Raw genomic sequence first — 17225 nt, forward strand, 5'->3', positions numbered from 1 at the left:
GACGCTGAGCCCAGCGAATATTGCCAGGCTCAGTATTGTTGCGTGAAGAGGATAAATTATCGCTACTGATGGGGGCTACAGATTCATATCTGCCGCAAAAAACGTGATGTTATCGTTGTTTTCTAGCTTTTTCAGCGTTTCAATTATCGCATCATGCTGCGGTGAAATTGATTCAAGTTGCTGCAAAGTAATTTCATTTTTTTCAAGCTTTTCAGCCAGAGTATTTCCGATGAATGCCATTCTCTGCTGCGCACAAACACTATTGGAAAGCCAACTACCACACAAAGAAACAATGCCTATGTTTGGCGCTTTCTTCATTAAGAGGTGTTGCTCAATAGCAGGTAATCCCGCTAAGCAACTTACTCGACCACAAAATATCAAATGCGCAATCAATTGTTGGGTATGTGTACCTGTTAAATCTAGTGCGCCTTGCACCTCTGCTGCGCCAAAATGAAGCTGCAGAGCATCGGCTAAGCCGGCAAAGTCAGACTGGGTATACACGAGATCTGCACCTAGCTTTTCAAGCAGCTTTTTATATTTAGACTCGGAACATGCCGCCACCCCAAGCCCCACCTGTTTGGCAAATTGTATTGCCATTTGGCCAACTGGATGATGAGCTGATTCGATTAAAATCGTATCACCTGTATTCAGTTGAAGCTTAAATAGCGCAATCAATGCACACATAGCAGGTGCGATTGCCGCTGAGGCGAGCTTACCATCAACATTTTCTGGTAGTACAGTAAGTGCGTGACTTGGCACCAAGGCAAATTCACTCATCGTGCCTTGCTCTCGAATGTCTCCATGCCAAAAAACCCGCGTACCTGGTTCTGGAAATCCCGTTTTACATGCTTTTTCCACAACACCCACAGCATCCACACCAAACACTCTATTCGGTGTTTCTTCACAGGGACAATTGGCCACTTTGGTATCGATAAAGCTTAAACCAACGTATTCAACTTTGACCAAGACTTGATCATCGGTTGCCTCAGGTAAGTTAATTTCTCCCTGCTCGAAGGTAAGTCCATTTGTGTGATTGAATCGGACTGCTTTCATCATATGCCTTTGCGTTAGGTTAAAAATAAAGTAGTGAGACTAAATTCATTAAACCATTGTTAGCATGTTGCCACAACTTTATTAGTGTAAATATGCCCCTCGCAATTCCAATTGTTTAGTGTCACAATGGCATCAGTCTTAGTGAACTTTCTCGCATTATGGATATTAGCAGCAGATTATTAATCTTTTTAGACGTTGTGGAACGTGGTTCCTTTGCCAGTGCCGCACAACTGAGAAATATCGATCGCTCTGTCATTTCTAAGCAGATGACCAAGCTGGAAGAAGAACTCGGTGTAAGATTAATGAATCGTACGACTCGTTCCTTTTCGCTCACCTCTGCAGGTTCCGAGATGGTAAAAAAAGCAGAAGAGCTAAGGCTGCTACTAAACGACACTCAGCGCATCGCACAGAATTATCACACCGAGCCTAAAGGTTTGCTTAAAATTGCCAGCTCTACTGTGGTAGGTCGACGCTACGTACAACCTGTTATCAATGACTTTCAAAAACGTTTTCCTCATGTTGAGGTTGAACTTAGGCTTGAAGACAGACTCGTGGACTTAGTGGGTGAAGGCTTTGATTTAGCTTTTCGTGTCGGCGAGCCGAAAGATTCATCACTTATCGCCCGCAGAATTGCACGCAATCGATTGCTCATATTAGCAAGCCCGACGTTCTTAAAAACTCATGGCACGCCAAACTCGCTTGAGGAGCTCAGCGAATTACCTGCAGCAACCTACGCCAGTGATGCGTTAAGGTTTACCAGTATCACCTATCAAGACGAGCAAGGCATCGAGCAGCAAATGCCTGTAAAGAGTATCTTCAGAACCAACGACGGAGATACATTGATGGAAAGTGTGCTGTCTGGTACCTGTTATATTGTTGCACCAGCCTTTCTAGTCGGTAAAGAAATTACTGAAGGCAAATTACAACCGATTTTAACTAACACAAAACTGGTCGATTTTGCTGCGATGTATGCGCTCTATCCTCATCGTGATTTACCAGTCAGAACTAGGCTGTTTCTTGATGCATTCCGTGCATATATCGGTGAAGAAACCCCAATATGGGAAACAGAGATCCCTGGATTTGAACAAATGTACGGTTTTATCCCACCTAAGCCGATGTTAACTTTCTAGTCGACAGCAATTTATTCGTATATCTGGATATCAAGCTTTTTGCAGAGAGAGGTTATAGACCTCATCCGTCTAACCTTTTCATTGCGCCTTTCACCATATTCTGGGAATTAATCCACTTTACGCATTCGCTTAGCGAAAGTGGTTCACATATCTGAAAGCCCTGAATATACGGACAATTCAAGCTATACAAATACTGCAAACAAGCATCGCTTTCAACACCCTCAGCAACAATACTGCAGTTCAATTTACGTGCTAAAAACATACTGGTTTCTACTATGGCTTGATCTTTTTCACTTTCATGACTTAGCCTTACAAACGAACCGTCTATTTTGATCTGCGAAATTGGTAACTCTTTTAAAATAGAAAATGAAGAAAAACCAGTGCCGAAGTCATCAATACTCACTGCAAATCCCATATCTATTAATGTTTCAATTAGGCTTCTCGCTTTTTCCACTTCTTCCATTACGGTGCTTTCTGTAAGCTCAAATACTATATGAGTTGGGTCTACTCGGTGAGTATCCAGTAGCATGGCAAGGGTATTAATTAGATTCTGTTCAGCAAAATCTTGGCAGGAAAGGTTGATATGCACAACTAACTTGTCATCTATTTCAATCAATATTGCAAGGTCTTGGAATACACGGTTAATCACAAATGCACTCAGCTGCCGGATAAGATTATTACGCTCCGCTAACTCAATAAACTGATCTGGCATTATCATTGTACCGTCGGGCTGAGGCCACCTTAATAGCGCTTCTACTCCATGAATATCACCACTTTGAGAACACACTATCGGTTGATAATAGAGCGCCAATTCACCTCGAGCGAGCGCAACTTTGAGATTAGCTAAAAGTTGGAACTCGGCCTCAATTCCCTCATGAAGCTCTTCATCAAAGATGACGATGCTTTGACGGCTATGCTTGGCCGAATACATGGCGATATCAGCTTGCTTCAAAAGGTCAAACACATCAAGTTGGCGCGATTTAGTCCATAAGCTTGCTCCTGCGCTATAGGTCACATCCAGTTGTAACTCCTCAATTTCTATCCCAGACTTTAACTCGCTCAGTAGTGCATTGTTTTGAGAGTAAATACAGTTTACGTCTGTAACGTCCATCAGGATAATGAATTCATCGCCGCCCATGCGATATAACTTGCTACGAGGAAGCAGTGCTGCACGCATTTTGTGTGCAAGTTCCACCAACAATTTATCACCAAAGAAGTGCCCTTTTGCATCGTTGATCTGCTTAAAATTATTCAGATCAACCAAGATAACACTAAAGTCGAGCTGCTGATGCTTACGTTCATTAATGGCGTCAATGCAGCGCTGGCGATTCTCTAAATCCGTTAAAAAATCATGTTCAGCGTTATATTTGGCCTGCGTTGCAATTTCATTTAATTCTTGCAGACTTGTTAGACTTAGACAATTCACCACAAAAACAAAAATGGAGCCAAGAAACAGGATTAAACTTAAGCCTTGCTCAATGAAACTAGCGCTATTGTGATCGTACAGAAAGTAGGCAAAGCTCAAGTATCCGAGTTCAAACAGAGCCATAAGAATTAACAACACTCGCCACCCGACCGAAGAGGTTAATCGACATATTTTAAAGGCCGGTGAAAAAGCTAATCCCATGATAAAGCTGCCAGCTAATACTAATATAAGTGCAATCAAAGGAGTCGTCGTGCATGGAATACAATGGTTAGAGTATAGATTATAAATCTGCCCTTGCTCGGGACAGGCTAAATTATTCAACAATTGGTGGGGAATTTAGTAGCGGACTTGGCAGCCCGCTCACATAGACCAGTTGGCCTTGATTAAAAGTTAGTCCGCACTTTTTAAAATTCGGTAAAGTTGATCTTTTAACCACAGTCTCTTTTTCTTCAGTGACTCAAGATACTCATCACTTGAGTGCTCTACACCGTCTTCAATTCGAATAACTTCATTGTCTACTTCATGATAATCTTTAAAAAGTTTTGAGAAATGTCCATCAGACAGTTTTAATTCATGAATTCTGTCTTTAAACTCTGGCAGTTCTTTAGCTAGGCTGTGGCGTTCAATATTCATCGTTTTATTCCCATAAATAGCTAGGTAATCTGAGTTTGAGTATAAATCTCAGATTAAGGCTGAAAATGCATTTGAGTTTAGGGTAGACCCAATCAATGCGCCGTTAGTGACAGTGATTTCGAATACATTTTTTGAAGTTACTGTCTGATTGGGCCTGTTTCCATAGTACGCTGCCACCTTCTTTGAGTATTGATCTAACGCAAATCACATTCAGTTATAAACAATCAAGTTTTTGTCGTTTCTTTATACTGTTCGAGATACAAAATCGAGGACCTTTGACCACATTCTTAGGGTTTCTCGCAAAGTCGCTAGCCGCCTAGATGCAATTGTTGTAAAATGTCGGCGTTTCTAAGCAAATCTATCTAGCAACTTTTGAGGAAAACCTGTGAGCGAACAAAAACAGTCTCTTAGTTATAAAGACGCTGGCGTTGACATCGATGCGGGCAACGCATTGGTCGAAAGAATTAAAGGCGTAGTGAAAAAAACTCGTCGCCCAGAAGTAATGGGTGGCATTGGTGGTTTTGGTGCACTATGCGAACTCCCAACCGGATATAAAGAGCCTGTTTTGGTTGCTGGCACTGACGGTGTTGGTACTAAGCTACGCTTAGCTATCGATTTGAAAAAGCATGACACAGTAGGTATTGACCTAGTTGCTATGTGTGTTAACGATCTTATTGTCCAAGGCGCTGAACCCCTATTTTTCTTGGACTACTATGCTACAGGCAAGTTAGACGTTGATGTTGCGGCAGATGTAGTATCTGGTATTGGCAAAGGATGCGAGCTTTCTGGTTGTGCGCTTATCGGTGGTGAAACGGCTGAAATGCCAGGCATGTACGAAGGCGATGACTACGATATGGCTGGCTTTTGTACTGGTGTGGTAGAAAAGTCTAAAATCATTGATGGAACTAAAGTTGCGGCTGGCAATCAGCTAATTGCACTAGGTTCAAGCGGTCCGCACTCAAACGGCTACTCTCTAATCCGTAAAGTACTAGAAGTATCTGGCGCAGACACTAACGCAGAGTTCGAAGGCAAAACCCTAGGCGAGCACCTGCTAGAACCAACGCGTATCTACGTGAAGCAAATCTTAGCGCTATTAAAAGAAGTTGATGTTCACGCACTTTCTCATATCACTGGCGGTGGTTTTTGGGAAAACATCCCTCGTGTGCTACCTGAGTCAGCAAAAGCGGTGATTAAAGGTGATAGCTGGCAATGGCCTGCAATCTTCAACTGGTTACAAGAAAACGGTAACATTGCAACGCACGAAATGTACCGCACATTCAACTGTGGTGTTGGCATGATCTTAGTTGTTCCTGCTGATAAGCTTGAACAAAGCCTTGAAATCCTGAAAGCACAAGGCGAAAACGCTTGGCACATCGGTGAAATTCAAGACGCTCAGGCTGGTGAAGAGCAAGTTGAGATCTTAGGTGGTGCCGAGTAATGGCACCCACTCGCCTTGTTGTTCTGATCTCTGGTAGTGGTTCAAATTTGCAAGCAATCATTGATGCTTGCAAATCTGGCTATATTCAAGGTGAAATTGCAGCCGTTGTTAGTAATAAAGCGGACGCATACGGCCTAACCAGAGCGCAAGAGGCTGGTATAGCGACTTCTGTTTTAGACCATAAGCAATACGCATCTCGTGAAGAGTATGACGTTGCGCTTGGTCAACTAATTGATAGCTTTACACCAGATTTGGTTGTATTAGCTGGATTTATGCGTATTCTAACTCCAAACTTGGTGCAAAAATTTAGAGGAAAAATGTTGAACATTCATCCTTCTTTGTTGCCTAAGTATCAAGGGCTGAACACCCACCAAAGAGCAATCGATGCAAACGATGCAGAACATGGTGCTAGCGTTCACTTTGTCACAGAAGAGTTAGATGGTGGTCCTGTGGTCTGTCAGGCCAAGGTCGCTGTTCTTCCAGATGATACGGCAGAGTCACTGGCGCAACGTGTGCATAAGCAAGAACACATTCTTTATCCTTTGGTGGTCAAATGGTTCAGCGAACAAAGACTAACAATGGAAGCAGACTATGCTGTTTTTGATAACAAAACCTTACCAGTTCAAGGTGCGCCGTACCCAGAAAAATAAAAAATGGAGCGCTGTGCTAATTGGTATTAGCGCTCTACTTTCCACTTCGACATTTGCGAACTCTCTCACTGAATATCACGCCGAATACCAAGTTTCACGCAAAGGTAAGGTTCATGGTAGTGCCACGCGAGACCTCACAAAAATAGCGGATGCAACATACGCTGTACGTTACAAAAGCGATATCGAATGGATGATTTTTTCAGATGTAAGAACTGAAGAATCATTGTTTAAAGTCGCTGAACATACCGTCAGCCCACTACATTACAGTATGACCCGTGAAGGGACTGGTCCAGATAAAAGCTACAAAATTAAGTTTGATCATCAAAACCAAGCAATTACCTCCAGTGAAGAAAAGTATCCACTGAAAGTGAAGTGGCTTGAGAATCAGCAAGATTTAATTAGTTATCAAGTACAGCTGCGAGAGGATTTAAAGGCGGGAAAGACCAAGTTTAGCTATCCTATCATAGACAAAAAAGGCGACCAGCGAAGCTATGATTTTGAGGTGGCTGGCGAGGAAATGATCACTCTACCTTTTGGCAACGTCAAAACCATCAAAGTTAAACGCGTTTATGATGATAGCGATCGTCAAGCCATTGCTTGGTTTGCACCAAGTTATGATCATATGCTGGTTAAAATGTACAAAGGTAAAGATGGTATGGAGCAGTTTCAGATAGAGCTTAAAACCTACCAACCCAAATCAGAGAGTTGATAGCTACATCGTTAATTCATCAAGGCGGCTCAACTAGGCCGCCTTTGCTTACAAAAACTCAGAACTACACCTTCTCACCTAATTTGAATAAAGCAAACTCGCCGGGCTCAAGTTTCTGCCACTGTTCATCGTTGGTCAGCGGTCGAGTCGCAATAACAGTGACAACATCATCTGGTGTGGTTTCCTTTTGAAAATCCACCACCATATCCGCATCAATTAAGGTAGCCTTACCAAATGGGGCTCTACGGGTTATCCAATGTAGATTATTGGTGCAATACGCCAACACATAAATACCATCGGTTATCAACATGTTGAATACCCCTTTGTCTCTCAATGTGTGCGCTAGCTTTGCGATATACCTGAAAACTGAGACCATGTTTGACGGACGACTTGGGTATTTTTCTCGTACTTTGTCCAAAATCCAACAAAAAGCAAGTTCACTGTCTGTATTCCCAACTGGTCGGTAGAAATCAGTTTTTAAGTCTTTATAGTCCGAAAGCTGGCCATTGTGGGCGTACGTGATCTCCCGACCCCATAATTCTCGAGTGAATGGGTGGGTATTTTCAAGACAAGTTCGTCCCCTATTTCCCTGTCGAATATGGCTTATTACAGACACGCTTTTAATCGGATATGCTTTGACTAGTTTAGCAATTTCAGACTGACAGCTAGGCTCTGGATCTTTAAAGGTTCTACATCCTTTCCCCTCGTAAAAGGTGATACCCCAGCCATCTTTATGAGGACCCGTATTGCCACCGCGCTCCAACAAACCAGAAAAGCTAAAACAAATATCTGTCGGTACGTTCGCCGACATCCCCAAAAGCTCACACATAAATCACTTAAACCCTAAATATCATAAAGTTATGATTAAAATACACATCACAAATATCAAAAGGTCACACGTTTGGTCACACTTATGACTAGTAGCTCGATTATCTTAGATAGTCATACTACTGAATTATTGGCGGTAAGTTTATCATGTATCTCTGTGTCTTTACTTTTTTAAATTCAACTACCTTGAGAGCGGTATTAATACGATTATTTTGAATGACTATCGGGCTGTTCTCATCTAGAAAGCACTTTATTGGTTGAAAACCTTAATGACCACCCCTAGTTGACTGATAGATGGATCACATAGACACAAGGTCGATTACGAACTGAGGATTACTTCGCAATATCTAACCAAGTGCCACCCGTAAGCGTATCTAGATCATGCGCTTTTAACTCAAAAACCGAGTTGGGCGTGCCTGCAGCAGCCCAAATACGATCGTATTGCTTTAAATCTTTATCAATTATCGTCAACACAGAGTCAGTGTGCGCCACAGGAGGCACACCGCCAATGGCAAAACCGGTTTTTTCCCGTACAAAGTTTGCGTTCGCTTTTTCGAGCTTTACATCAGGGCCTGTAGACCTTTGCTGTTTGATTTTTGTTCTTCTGAGTGTGTTTTGGTCGCGACGCTCGACTTGCCGCCTAGTAATCTAGGCAAAAGTTGAGCAACAATGAACAAAGCGCACTCAGGTGAACCCGAAGGGCAGCGCTTTATTGGCATTTCTTCTGTGTTGCCCCACAAGGATGTGGGGTAAGGTGACTTTGCGGGAGCACAAAGTCTTTATCGCCTGACTCACATAGAATGACTATACTACGCCGGCTCTGACTTGTATAAATACCAATCAAACTGCCGCAAAAACAAACTTGAAAGATCAACAGGCCCTAATTGCTGCTTCCACTTTTTTCACGGACACTTGGTTGCTACCAGAAGCAATTATCAAGACCGCCTTTTCAGTATTGCTATCTTTAAATATCAGAGACTTGGCGATTTGAGACTCAGTGCAACCAATCGCATTTGCAGCATCTTTCGCGGTACGAGTAGAGTCTGCAAGCTCTGTAACGGTGAAGTTATGCCCATGACTGGCTAGGAACTCTTGAACACGTATTGATGAGGATTTTAACGGCTGTGACATTCAATTGCTCTTCCATGCTATGGTAGTTAAAACCAATCTAACAGCTAGTGAGCGGATTTTAAACATCATGTATGTTTTATACTATTTGTGATATCAGGCTAACCCTATCTCGGGGGTAGCATTGAAAAATATCCGAGTATCCCATTAAGAGAAACTCGGATCATGGCTGTATATAAACACTCAAGATATTAAGTTCAGTAAAGTCTATATTGTTACCACATGCCATTGATACGCAAGGCTAGCGCCAGCCAATGAGCATGCTAATAAAAAGTTCATTACCTCTTTTGAGCTAAGTGAACGAGACTCCCGAGAAAAATGCTTAGCATGTAATCTCATACCTAGTGGTTGCAATTCTTTTTCATGTTTTGGCAATGCTATCAATCCAGCAAGTAGCATGACTAAACAAAGCATATAACTACCTTGCACGATAAAGAATAGAGTAAGTGAAAATGCGGTGACAGAAAAAATCCAAGAAATGAATTTGAACATAGCAGCTCCGTTTGCTATCAGTGTTACCAGTTCGATTTTACAATCATCAAGCTGGCTAGTTTCTAATTTTAATACGGAGTTTAGAGTTATTAGTTTAAAAGCACAAGCAGACTAAAGTATTAGCCCTTATTTTCGAACAATGCCCTCATAAATTCATAGAATGCCTCTGCCTTGCGTGTCTTCAGCGAGTGCTGAGGCCTGACAAACCAAATAGGTGCGTCGTCACTTTCGAGACAACCTGGAATTATAGGCACTAACTCACCTCTTTTTAGGTTATCTCTGATGGCAATGTGAGATTTAACTGCAATACCATGCCCAGCTAGGGCAGCAGAAGTCATATTGTCTGAGTTTGAAATCGTAAAACGAGTTTTTGCGTTAAAGTGTACAATTCTACCGTTTGGTTCTTTTAACTTAAATTCTCGTTGCCAAGGTAAGCATACAAAAAAGTGGTTTTGTAATTCGCTGATATTATCAGGCATGCCATAGCGGTCAATATAGCTCGGCGCTGCACATAATATCCGATGGTTATCGCATAGTTTTCTCGCCAACAACCCAGAATCAGCCAATTGTCCAACGCGTATCGCTACATCTTGAGCACCTTCAACTATGTTTACAAACTGATCGTTGATCAGGAAATCGAGTGCTAATTGCGGATGCGCTTGCTCAAATTGACTTAGATTTGGCATCACAAATTGTGAAAACACCCAAGGCGGCATAGTGACACGAAGTAACCCGCTCACCGCTGAGCCCCTTGCACCTATTTCGTGCTCAGCATCATAAAGCGCCTCTAATATATGCTCCACCCGCTCTCTAAAAGTACTTCCGGCTGGGGACAATGTAAGCGTACGACTATCTCTAAACAGCAAAGTCATGCCTAAATGTTGCTCTAACTTGTTAAGACGATGACTAACTGTCGCAGGCGAGAGTCTTAATTGCTTCGCAGCATTAACCACTCCTTGATGTTTAATAATAGCTAAGAATGTTTCGAGTTCAGCGATTGAATACATGTCGATTTAGTTTTTTCGAATCTTGCTTTCGAATATGCGCGCTTTGTTTAAATTTATCAAATAAATATACTGCTTCTCATCGCAACTAAATTGGAATTATCAATGAAACGCACCTTAATTAGTCTATTCGTTATGTTAGGAGGCCTAATGCCGAATATTAGCCAAGCCAACTCAAAGGTTGAACGCCCGGAAGTTATTTTCTTCGATGTCAATGAAACCTTACTTGATTTAGAGTCAATGAATAAGCCGGTTAGCCAAGTTTTAGGTGGCGATGAGTCCCTATTAGCCCTTTGGTTTTCCACTATGCTACATCACTCGTTAGTGACTACAGTAAGTGGTGATTATCAAGATTTTGGCAAGATAGGCGTTGCCGCGCTACAAATGGTTGCAAAAAACAAAGGCCTAACGATAACTGACGCACAAGCTAAACAAGCAATCGTGCCCGCCCTGCTCTCTTTGCCCCCGTATAAAGACGTCATTCCCGCGCTAAAACGGCTCAAGCAAGCTGGGTTTAAACTCGTGAGTTTAACCAATTCATCGAATGCGGGGGTTAAAGCGCAGTTTGAAAATGCCGGTCTAATTACCTATTTTGACCAACGCTTGAGTATTGAAGACATCAAAGTGTATAAGCCCGACCTTAGAGCCTACGAATGGGCGTTACAGCAATTAAATATTCGTCCAGACCAAGCGCTAATGGTGGCGGCTCACGGCTGGGATGTTGCCGGCGCAAAAGCCGCGGGCATGCACACAGCATTTATTGCAAGACCACAAAAGCAGCTCTACCCACTGGCAAAGACACCAGATTACGTGCTACCTGACTTAACAAGTTTGGCTGACGAGCTCATCACTTCTGGAAACGAGTAACATTGGAAAGTATCAGCTGGCACCTTGATACCAGCTGATAAAAATGCTCAGCATGCTTTATCTACATAATAAATGTACTAGATTTAAGGAGGTGAATCGAAGGAATAGCCTCCATGAATATAAATAAAAACACCCACATTGTGATCTGGATAATCATAGGTGTCAGCTTAACTATCCACGGCGCATCCCTTTTACTGAGCAATACGCTTCTTAATAATATAACTTGGCCGCTGATAGAAGCGCATGCAGTGGCTGAAACCTTCGGCTCCGCTGTCGCCCTTTTCATTGCATTGGCGTTGTTATTTTTTGAAAAGTACAACACCGGTACAAGTTTTAATATCGAAATCGCCACGGCGCTGCTGGTAATGGGGATCTTAGATGGATTCCATGCCGCCGTAAATGTTGGCCAAACCTTCGTTTGGCTTCACAGTATCGCGACTTTCTTTGGTGGTCTCACTTTTATCACCCTGCTTGCTCACAGCCGATTTACTTGGTTTAAAAACCGCTATTGGCTGATCAGCGCATGCACAGCCGCTATCATCATCGGCACCATGAGCCTAGCTTACCCTACGGATTTACCACACATGGTTGAGCAAGGTCACTTTACTGGTACGGCGATGGCGCTCAACGTCATTGGCGGTACTATGTTTTTTGTCGCCGCAGTTAAAATTCTCCTTGTATATCGCGACTCTCATAATGTGAGCGATTTGCTCTTTTGCTTACATTGTTTCCTATTTGGCGCAGCCGCTATTATGTTCGAGCAATCCAAGTTGTGGGATACCGCTTGGTGGGGCTGGCATATTTTAAGGTTAATGGCCTATATCGTCGCTTTAGGGTTTTTACTAGTTGAAGGAATGCAAATCTTACAAGAGTTAAAACAACATAAAGAGCAGTTAGAAGAGTTAGTGAGTGAGCGCACTCGCTCACTAGTCGAGACCAATCAAAAGCTAGAAGAAACCGTTGCCTATCTCAACCGTACTCATACGCAATTACTTGAACGAGAGAAAATGGCATCGCTTGGCGATTTGGTTGCGGGTGTTGCACACGAAATCAACACCCCCATCGGGATTGGCATCACTTCCACCACTTATCTACAGCAGCACTTAGACGACCTCACCATGAAGTACCAAACCAAAGTGCTCTCTACCGGAGTATTGGAGGACTTTATTTCAGATTCAACTGGCGCTTGCAAATTGCTATTAAAAAACCTCCAACGCACCGCGAATTTAATTAATAGCTTTAAGCAAGTCGCTGTCGATCAATCTTGCGAGCAAGTGAGGGCCTTTAATGTCCATGATTATGTTCAAGAGATCATCGCGGCGCTCAATCCAGAGATTAAAAAGCATGACCATAAAATCAAGTTTCATTGCGATCCCGGCCTTATCGCCACGACCTATCCCGGTGTTATTTTTCAGATCATTTCGAATTTAGTCGCAAATTCCATTGCACATGGCTTTAAAGAGTCGGAACAAGGTGAGATCACCATTGAATTCTTTAAACATGATGAACACATTGAGCTTATTTATAAAGACAATGGTAAAGGCATGTCGGAGCTTGAATTAAGTAAGTTATTCGAGCCATTTTATACCACCAAAAGAGGAAGTGGCGGTATGGGACTTGGCGCTTATATTATCTATAACTTGGTGACTCAAGGGTTAGATGGAGATGTACACACCGTCAGCGAGCCCGGCAAAGGACTCGAATATAGGATAGCATTTGCTAATAAACAAGCGACGCCATTAAAAGTCGTTTCTTAACCGGGTGACTGGTTGAGTACTGTCACAATGGTCAGTACTCAATACTTCTATAATAATTAAATTAGAAAAAGCCTAAAGGACTGGTGCTATAGCTCACCAAGAGGTTCTTGGTTTGTTGGTAATGATCCAGCGCTTTTTTGTGAGTTTCTCTGCCAATACCTGATTTTTTATAACCACCAAATGCCGCGTGTGCAGGATACATATGATAACAGTTAGTCCACACGCGACCCGCTTCGATTTGGCGACCAAATTGATATGCGCGATTCATATCTCTAGTCCACACCCCAGCACCTAAACCAAACTCAGAGCTATTCGCCAATTCCAACGCCTCCGCTTCATCTTTAAAAGTACATAAAGAGATCACCGGACCAAATATTTCCTCTTGGAATACCCGCATTTGGTTATGCCCTTTTAACAGCGTCGGCTGAATATAAAAGCCTTTATGATAACCCTCGCCAAGCTCTGCGACTTCGCCACCGATTAACACTTCAGCCCCTTCCTTCTTGCCAATATCAATATAGCTAAGAATTTTATCAAATTGAGCTTGTGAGGCTTGTGCACCAACCATGGTTTCTGTATCAAGCGGATTGCCGCGTTTAATCGCCTTAGTGCGTTCGATGACTTTGGCTATAAAGTCATCGTATATATCTTCTTGCACGAGCAATCGCGATGGACAAGTACATACTTCTCCTTGGTTAAAGTAGGCCAGCACCGCGCCTTCAATACACTTACTTAGGTAATCATCGTCAGCTTGCATCACATCACTAAAGTAGATATTGGGCGATTTCCCCCCTAGCTCCACCGTTGAGGGAATGATATTTTCAGCAGCACATTTTAGAATGTGAGAGCCCACAGGAGTCGAGCCTGTAAACGCAATTTTTGCGATACGTGTGCTCGTAGCAAGCGCTTCACCCGCCTCTTTCCCGAAACCATTTACGATATTAACCACGCCACTTGGTAATAAATCAGCGATTAGTTCCATCAACAACAAGATAGACGCAGGCGTTTGCTCCGCAGGTTTTAGCACTACGCAATTCCCAGCAGCGAGAGCGGGTGCCAGTTTCCAAGCGGCCATAAGTAATGGGAAGTTCCATGGGATGATCTGCCCCACAACGCCCAGAGGTTCATGAAAATGATAGGCCACGGTTGACTCATCAATTTCACCAATGGCTCCTTCTTGAGCACGGATACAACCTGCAAAATAGCGGAAATGATCAGCAGCAAGCGGAACATCAGCGGCTAGCGTTTCACGTACAGCTTTACCATTATCCCACGTTTCGGCTACCGCTAGGCATTCAAGGTTTGCTTCTATTCGGTCTGCGATTTTGAGTAATATATTGCTTCGTTCAGTGACCGAAGTTTTACCCCACGCCGTCTTTGCAGCATGGGCGGCGTCAAGTGCCAGTTTAATGTCTGCATCATTTGAACGCGGGATCTGACAAAACACTTCGCCATTAACAGGACTAATATTGTCGAAGTACTGGCCGTCAACGGGTGGCGTCCACTCACCACCAATAAAATTTTGATATTGCGACTTAAAGTTGACGACTGCACCTTCAGTATTTGGATTTGCGTATATCATTTTTACCTCTGCAACTTGTGTTATTTATTTGGGCTTCATTCGTCCCAGTTTTGTTTTTACTAATATTTGACATTAGTCAAATTCACCTTTAAAAACTTAACTTAGGGTCTCGGAATGTATACGCACAGTCCAAAAGTAACCGAGAAGGAGTGCATTGTTTGCAGATCTCTAAACATCGCAGTCGTATCGAACGCTTAGTTGAAAACAAAATAAGTTTTGCCGCCAATCAGGTAGAGCTTAGCGTCTATGACACATACGAAAGTACCAATAGAGTCAAACTCGCCTCTAATGAAGTGTTGTTTTGTGCGATGATCACTGGTAAAAAAGTGATGCACGTAGACAGTTGCGACTATCACCAACCCTTTTTACCTCATCAAAGCTTCGTATTGGCACCAGAACAAACCGTATTTATAGACTTTCCCGACGCCAGCTTATCCGCTCCCACCACCTGTTTAGCAATTGAGATCAGTCGAGAGAAAATTAATACCGTGAGCGAGAAGTTAGCGCTTTCGCTTCCTAGTGATTTTAATTATCAAAAGCAGCTGGTGCACACTGAGCATAACTGGCAAACCCAGCACTGTTTGGGGCGATTGCTCCATCTGTTCAGTGAGAATGAGGCTGAGCGGGGGTACTTTATCGATTTGGCAATGGACGAACTAATTGCAAGACTACTACAGCAACAAAGCCGAGATCTGCTGTTAGGCGCAGTAAAACAAACGCCTGATCATAACGGTTTGTATCAAGCGATGCATTATTTGGAGACTCATTTAGACGAACCACTAGATGTAGAGAAGCTTTGTAAACTTAGCTGCATGAGTAGAAGTCGCTTTTTCAATCAATTTAAAAAGTCATTTTCGACGACGCCACAGCAGTGGCTCCAAGCACGGAGACTAACTGAAGCAAAGGCAAAACTAAAAGCAGGAATTCAGATCACCGCAATTAGTTTTGCACTCGGCTTTAAGCATCCAAGTCAATTCAGTCGAGCGTTTAAACAAGCCTTTAATATCACGCCGAAGGACTATCAACTTCAGGCACTAAAAGCCGATAAAAACGACTGGTTACTCCGTTAGTCCAGCCAAAACCCTGTTGCACCACGTATTCTCCGCCACTAGCCTGTTTATCCGGTTCAACCACATTGTACTTCTCAAGCAAACAGCCGGTTTGCTCAAAGCCGGTTTCAACAGCATAAAGCCATGCTTGCATAATCTTATTCGCGAGTTGATTTTGACCATATGCCCTTAAACCTGACACCGCAAACCACTGAAGTGGTGCCCAGCCATTAGGACTGTCCCACTGCTGTGAAGTAGTGACTAAGGTACTAACCAATCCACCTTGCTGCAAAAACTCTGCCTCGAGTTTTTTGCCAATATGCTCTGCCTGCTCAGGTGTAACCAGCTCTGCAAACATAGGCACAACGCCCGCTAGAGATTCAACGGAGGTACGCGCATAATCATTAAGATCTACATCGTAAAACCAGCCTTCTTTATCACACCAACAATATTTCTGTATCAGTGCACTGCGATTTGACGCTAAATTGGCATAGTACTGCGCTTGCGTTAGCTCGTTTAATTTCTCAAAACAACGTGCGATTTGCGACTCAAGCAATACTAGTAGTGCATTTAAATCCACAGGGATAATGTCTGTTGTACGAATGCTCGCTAAATCGTCAGCGTTTGCTAACCAACGGCTACTAAAGTCCCACCCCGACTCACAAGCCGCACGAATGTGCTGATAAAACGTTTCGCTGTCCGTAACCGCTGCGGCTAATTCTATATCCTCAATAAAAGACTCTGGGCGCGGTGCTGCAAGCGGATCCCAGTAGCGATTCAGTTTGCCCCCACATGGCATGTTGACGACTCGGTAATGCGCTTTTTTATCCGTGCAACTCAAATCCTCTCCAGTCTGCCAAAACTGATGTTCTTTCAGTAATGCCTGAGTAACTCGTGACAGCCACTGCTTATCATGAGATTTTTCCTGCCACAGTAAATCAACCATTAATGCTGTTACAGGTGGCTGGGAGCGGCTTTGGTAATAATCTCGATTTCCGTTAGGTACATGTCCAATACGATCAATAAGACTCACAAAGTTATCTAACATTCCTTCAACGAGATCGCTTCTGTTCGCATCCAAAAGCCCGAGTGCCGTAAAGTAGCTATCCCAGTAATAAATCTCATTAAAACGTCCACCCGGTACAACATACGGATGGGGTAAAGGTAGCAAGGAGCCCTTAGCAACGGTGCTCGGCTTTCTAGATAAACGCGACCACAGCGCACTGATATACTGCTGCGCACTCGTAAAATCGGGTAAGGCATTTAATTCTTTGTTGGCAACAAAGTCAAAATGCGCATGCACAAATCTAAGTAATGCCTCTCCCGTCGGCTTTTGCATCACATACTGGTTTTCTATCTCTGCAAGCGGAATTTTTGCGATGGCATCTGCAAAAACCTTACTGTCTGAAAACAGGCCAGCGCTTTGCACCGCCTTAAAAATCTCTGTGGAATAAAAGTTTGATTGGTACTGCATGTAAA

At 43.1% G+C, this 17225-nt stretch carries 17 protein-coding genes; 7 read left to right on the forward strand and 10 right to left on the reverse strand.

Features of this window, described 5'->3' with window-relative positions; translation table 11 throughout:
- Positions 1–75: 75 nt before the first annotated feature.
- Positions 76–1056 (reverse strand): zinc-binding dehydrogenase, encoded by a 981-nt coding sequence (locus PNC201_RS10355; RefSeq protein ID WP_233525161.1) that lies wholly within the window; start codon positions 1054–1056, stop codon positions 76–78.
- A 155-nt stretch (positions 1057–1211) separates the two neighbouring features.
- Between PNC201_RS10355 and PNC201_RS10360 the strand changes: the two genes are divergently transcribed.
- The gene (locus PNC201_RS10360) at positions 1212–2183 is read left to right on the forward strand and encodes a LysR substrate-binding domain-containing protein (protein ID WP_010605058.1); all 972 of its coding nucleotides are present in this window, start codon (positions 1212–1214) and stop codon (positions 2181–2183) included.
- Between the two features lie 61 nt (positions 2184–2244).
- Here PNC201_RS10360 and PNC201_RS10365 read toward each other — a convergent pair whose 3' ends face one another.
- Both PNC201_RS10365 and PNC201_RS10370 read right to left on the reverse strand, forming a co-directional pair.
- Positions 2245–3747 (reverse strand): putative bifunctional diguanylate cyclase/phosphodiesterase, encoded by a 1503-nt coding sequence (locus PNC201_RS10365; RefSeq protein WP_233525162.1) that lies wholly within the window; start codon positions 3745–3747, stop codon positions 2245–2247.
- 252 nt (positions 3748–3999) lie between these two features.
- On the reverse strand, positions 4000–4242 hold the full coding sequence (locus PNC201_RS10370) for a YdcH family protein (RefSeq protein WP_010373888.1): 243 nt from the start codon (positions 4240–4242) through the stop codon (positions 4000–4002).
- A gap of 385 nt (positions 4243–4627) precedes the next feature.
- Here PNC201_RS10370 and purM point away from each other — a divergent pair, with 385 nt between their 5' ends.
- The 3 genes from purM to PNC201_RS10385 are packed head-to-tail and all read left to right on the forward strand — an operon-like array spanning position 4628 to position 7039.
- Complete coding sequence (gene purM / locus PNC201_RS10375) at positions 4628–5680, forward strand: phosphoribosylformylglycinamidine cyclo-ligase (RefSeq protein WP_102056995.1); 1053 nt, start codon at positions 4628–4630, stop codon at positions 5678–5680.
- Complete coding sequence (gene purN / locus PNC201_RS10380) at positions 5680–6330, forward strand: phosphoribosylglycinamide formyltransferase (protein ID WP_017219541.1); 651 nt, start codon at positions 5680–5682, stop codon at positions 6328–6330. Before purM ends, purN begins: the two co-directional genes overlap by 1 nt.
- Positions 6331–6343: 13 nt before the next feature.
- Complete coding sequence (locus tag PNC201_RS10385) at positions 6344–7039, forward strand: DUF3108 domain-containing protein (protein ID WP_019647394.1); 696 nt, start codon at positions 6344–6346, stop codon at positions 7037–7039.
- A gap of 64 nt (positions 7040–7103) precedes the next feature.
- On the opposite strand, the gene PNC201_RS10390 is transcribed toward PNC201_RS10385, so the two are convergent.
- From PNC201_RS10390 to PNC201_RS10415, 5 genes are all read right to left on the reverse strand, one after another.
- A complete protein-coding gene (locus PNC201_RS10390) occupies positions 7104–7868 on the reverse strand; it encodes a class II glutamine amidotransferase (RefSeq protein WP_010605063.1) in 765 nt (254 codons plus the stop codon).
- A gap of 332 nt (positions 7869–8200) precedes the next feature.
- Positions 8201–8461 carry a YbaK/EbsC family protein gene (locus PNC201_RS10395; RefSeq protein ID WP_325050975.1) on the reverse strand — a complete coding sequence of 87 codons (261 nt, stop codon included), beginning with the start codon at positions 8459–8461 and terminating at the stop codon, positions 8201–8203.
- A 276-nt stretch (positions 8462–8737) separates the two neighbouring features.
- Positions 8738–8998, reverse strand: coding sequence for a YbaK/EbsC family protein (locus tag PNC201_RS10405; protein WP_010605065.1), 261 nt, complete (start codon positions 8996–8998; stop codon positions 8738–8740).
- A 204-nt stretch (positions 8999–9202) separates the two neighbouring features.
- Positions 9203–9487 carry a hypothetical protein gene (locus tag PNC201_RS10410; protein WP_010605066.1) on the reverse strand — a complete coding sequence of 95 codons (285 nt, stop codon included), beginning with the start codon at positions 9485–9487 and terminating at the stop codon, positions 9203–9205.
- 119 nt (positions 9488–9606) lie between these two features.
- Complete coding sequence (locus PNC201_RS10415; protein WP_102056996.1) at positions 9607–10494, reverse strand: LysR family transcriptional regulator; 888 nt, start codon at positions 10492–10494, stop codon at positions 9607–9609.
- A 147-nt stretch (positions 10495–10641) separates the two neighbouring features.
- On the opposite strand from PNC201_RS10415, the gene PNC201_RS10420 reads away from it, so the two are divergent.
- Positions 10642–11358 (forward strand): haloacid dehalogenase type II, encoded by a 717-nt coding sequence (locus PNC201_RS10420; protein WP_102056997.1) that lies wholly within the window; start codon positions 10642–10644, stop codon positions 11356–11358.
- Between the two features lie 113 nt (positions 11359–11471).
- Positions 11472–13115 carry a sensor histidine kinase gene (locus tag PNC201_RS10425; protein WP_102056998.1) on the forward strand — a complete coding sequence of 548 codons (1644 nt, stop codon included), beginning with the start codon at positions 11472–11474 and terminating at the stop codon, positions 13113–13115.
- A gap of 61 nt (positions 13116–13176) precedes the next feature.
- Here PNC201_RS10425 and exaC read toward each other — a convergent pair whose 3' ends face one another.
- On the reverse strand, positions 13177–14697 hold the full coding sequence (gene exaC, locus PNC201_RS10430; protein WP_102056999.1) for an acetaldehyde dehydrogenase ExaC: 1521 nt from the start codon (positions 14695–14697) through the stop codon (positions 13177–13179).
- Positions 14698–14855: 158 nt separating this feature from the next.
- Between exaC and PNC201_RS10435 the strand changes: the two genes are divergently transcribed.
- Positions 14856–15767 (forward strand): helix-turn-helix transcriptional regulator, encoded by a 912-nt coding sequence (locus PNC201_RS10435; RefSeq protein ID WP_102057000.1) that lies wholly within the window; start codon positions 14856–14858, stop codon positions 15765–15767.
- Here the strand turns inward: PNC201_RS10435 and PNC201_RS10440 are convergent.
- Complete coding sequence (locus PNC201_RS10440; RefSeq protein ID WP_102057001.1) at positions 15703–17220, reverse strand: trehalase family glycosidase; 1518 nt, start codon at positions 17218–17220, stop codon at positions 15703–15705. The genes PNC201_RS10435 and PNC201_RS10440 overlap by 65 nt on opposite strands.
- Between the last annotated feature and the right edge of the window lie 5 nt (positions 17221–17225).

The organism is Pseudoalteromonas sp. NC201, from assembly GCF_002850255.1.
In the GTDB taxonomy this organism is placed as follows: Bacteria; Pseudomonadota; Gammaproteobacteria; order Enterobacterales; family Alteromonadaceae; genus Pseudoalteromonas.

Bases quoted from the DNA above. Each gene is read 5' to 3' on its own strand.
- PNC201_RS10355 (WP_233525161.1), bottom strand. From the start codon at position 1,056: ATGATGAAAGCAGTCCGATTCAATCACACAAATGGACTTACCTTCGAG.
- PNC201_RS10360 (WP_010605058.1), top strand. From the start codon at position 1,212: ATGGATATTAGCAGCAGATTATTAATCTTTTTAGACGTTGTGGAACGT.
- PNC201_RS10370 (WP_010373888.1), bottom strand. From the start codon at position 4,242: ATGAATATTGAACGCCACAGCCTAGCTAAAGAACTGCCAGAGTTTAAA.
- purN (WP_017219541.1), top strand. From the start codon at position 5,680: ATGGCACCCACTCGCCTTGTTGTTCTGATCTCTGGTAGTGGTTCAAAT.
- PNC201_RS10390 (WP_010605063.1), bottom strand. From the start codon at position 7,868: ATGTGTGAGCTTTTGGGGATGTCGGCGAACGTACCGACAGATATTTGT.
- PNC201_RS10405 (WP_010605065.1), bottom strand. From the start codon at position 8,998: ATGTCACAGCCGTTAAAATCCTCATCAATACGTGTTCAAGAGTTCCTA.
- PNC201_RS10410 (WP_010605066.1), bottom strand. From the start codon at position 9,487: ATGTTCAAATTCATTTCTTGGATTTTTTCTGTCACCGCATTTTCACTT.
- PNC201_RS10415 (WP_102056996.1), bottom strand. From the start codon at position 10,494: ATGTATTCAATCGCTGAACTCGAAACATTCTTAGCTATTATTAAACAT.
- PNC201_RS10420 (WP_102056997.1), top strand. From the start codon at position 10,642: ATGCCGAATATTAGCCAAGCCAACTCAAAGGTTGAACGCCCGGAAGTT.
- PNC201_RS10425 (WP_102056998.1), top strand. From the start codon at position 11,472: ATGAATATAAATAAAAACACCCACATTGTGATCTGGATAATCATAGGT.
- exaC (WP_102056999.1), bottom strand. From the start codon at position 14,697: ATGATATACGCAAATCCAAATACTGAAGGTGCAGTCGTCAACTTTAAG.
- PNC201_RS10440 (WP_102057001.1), bottom strand. From the start codon at position 17,220: ATGCAGTACCAATCAAACTTTTATTCCACAGAGATTTTTAAGGCGGTG.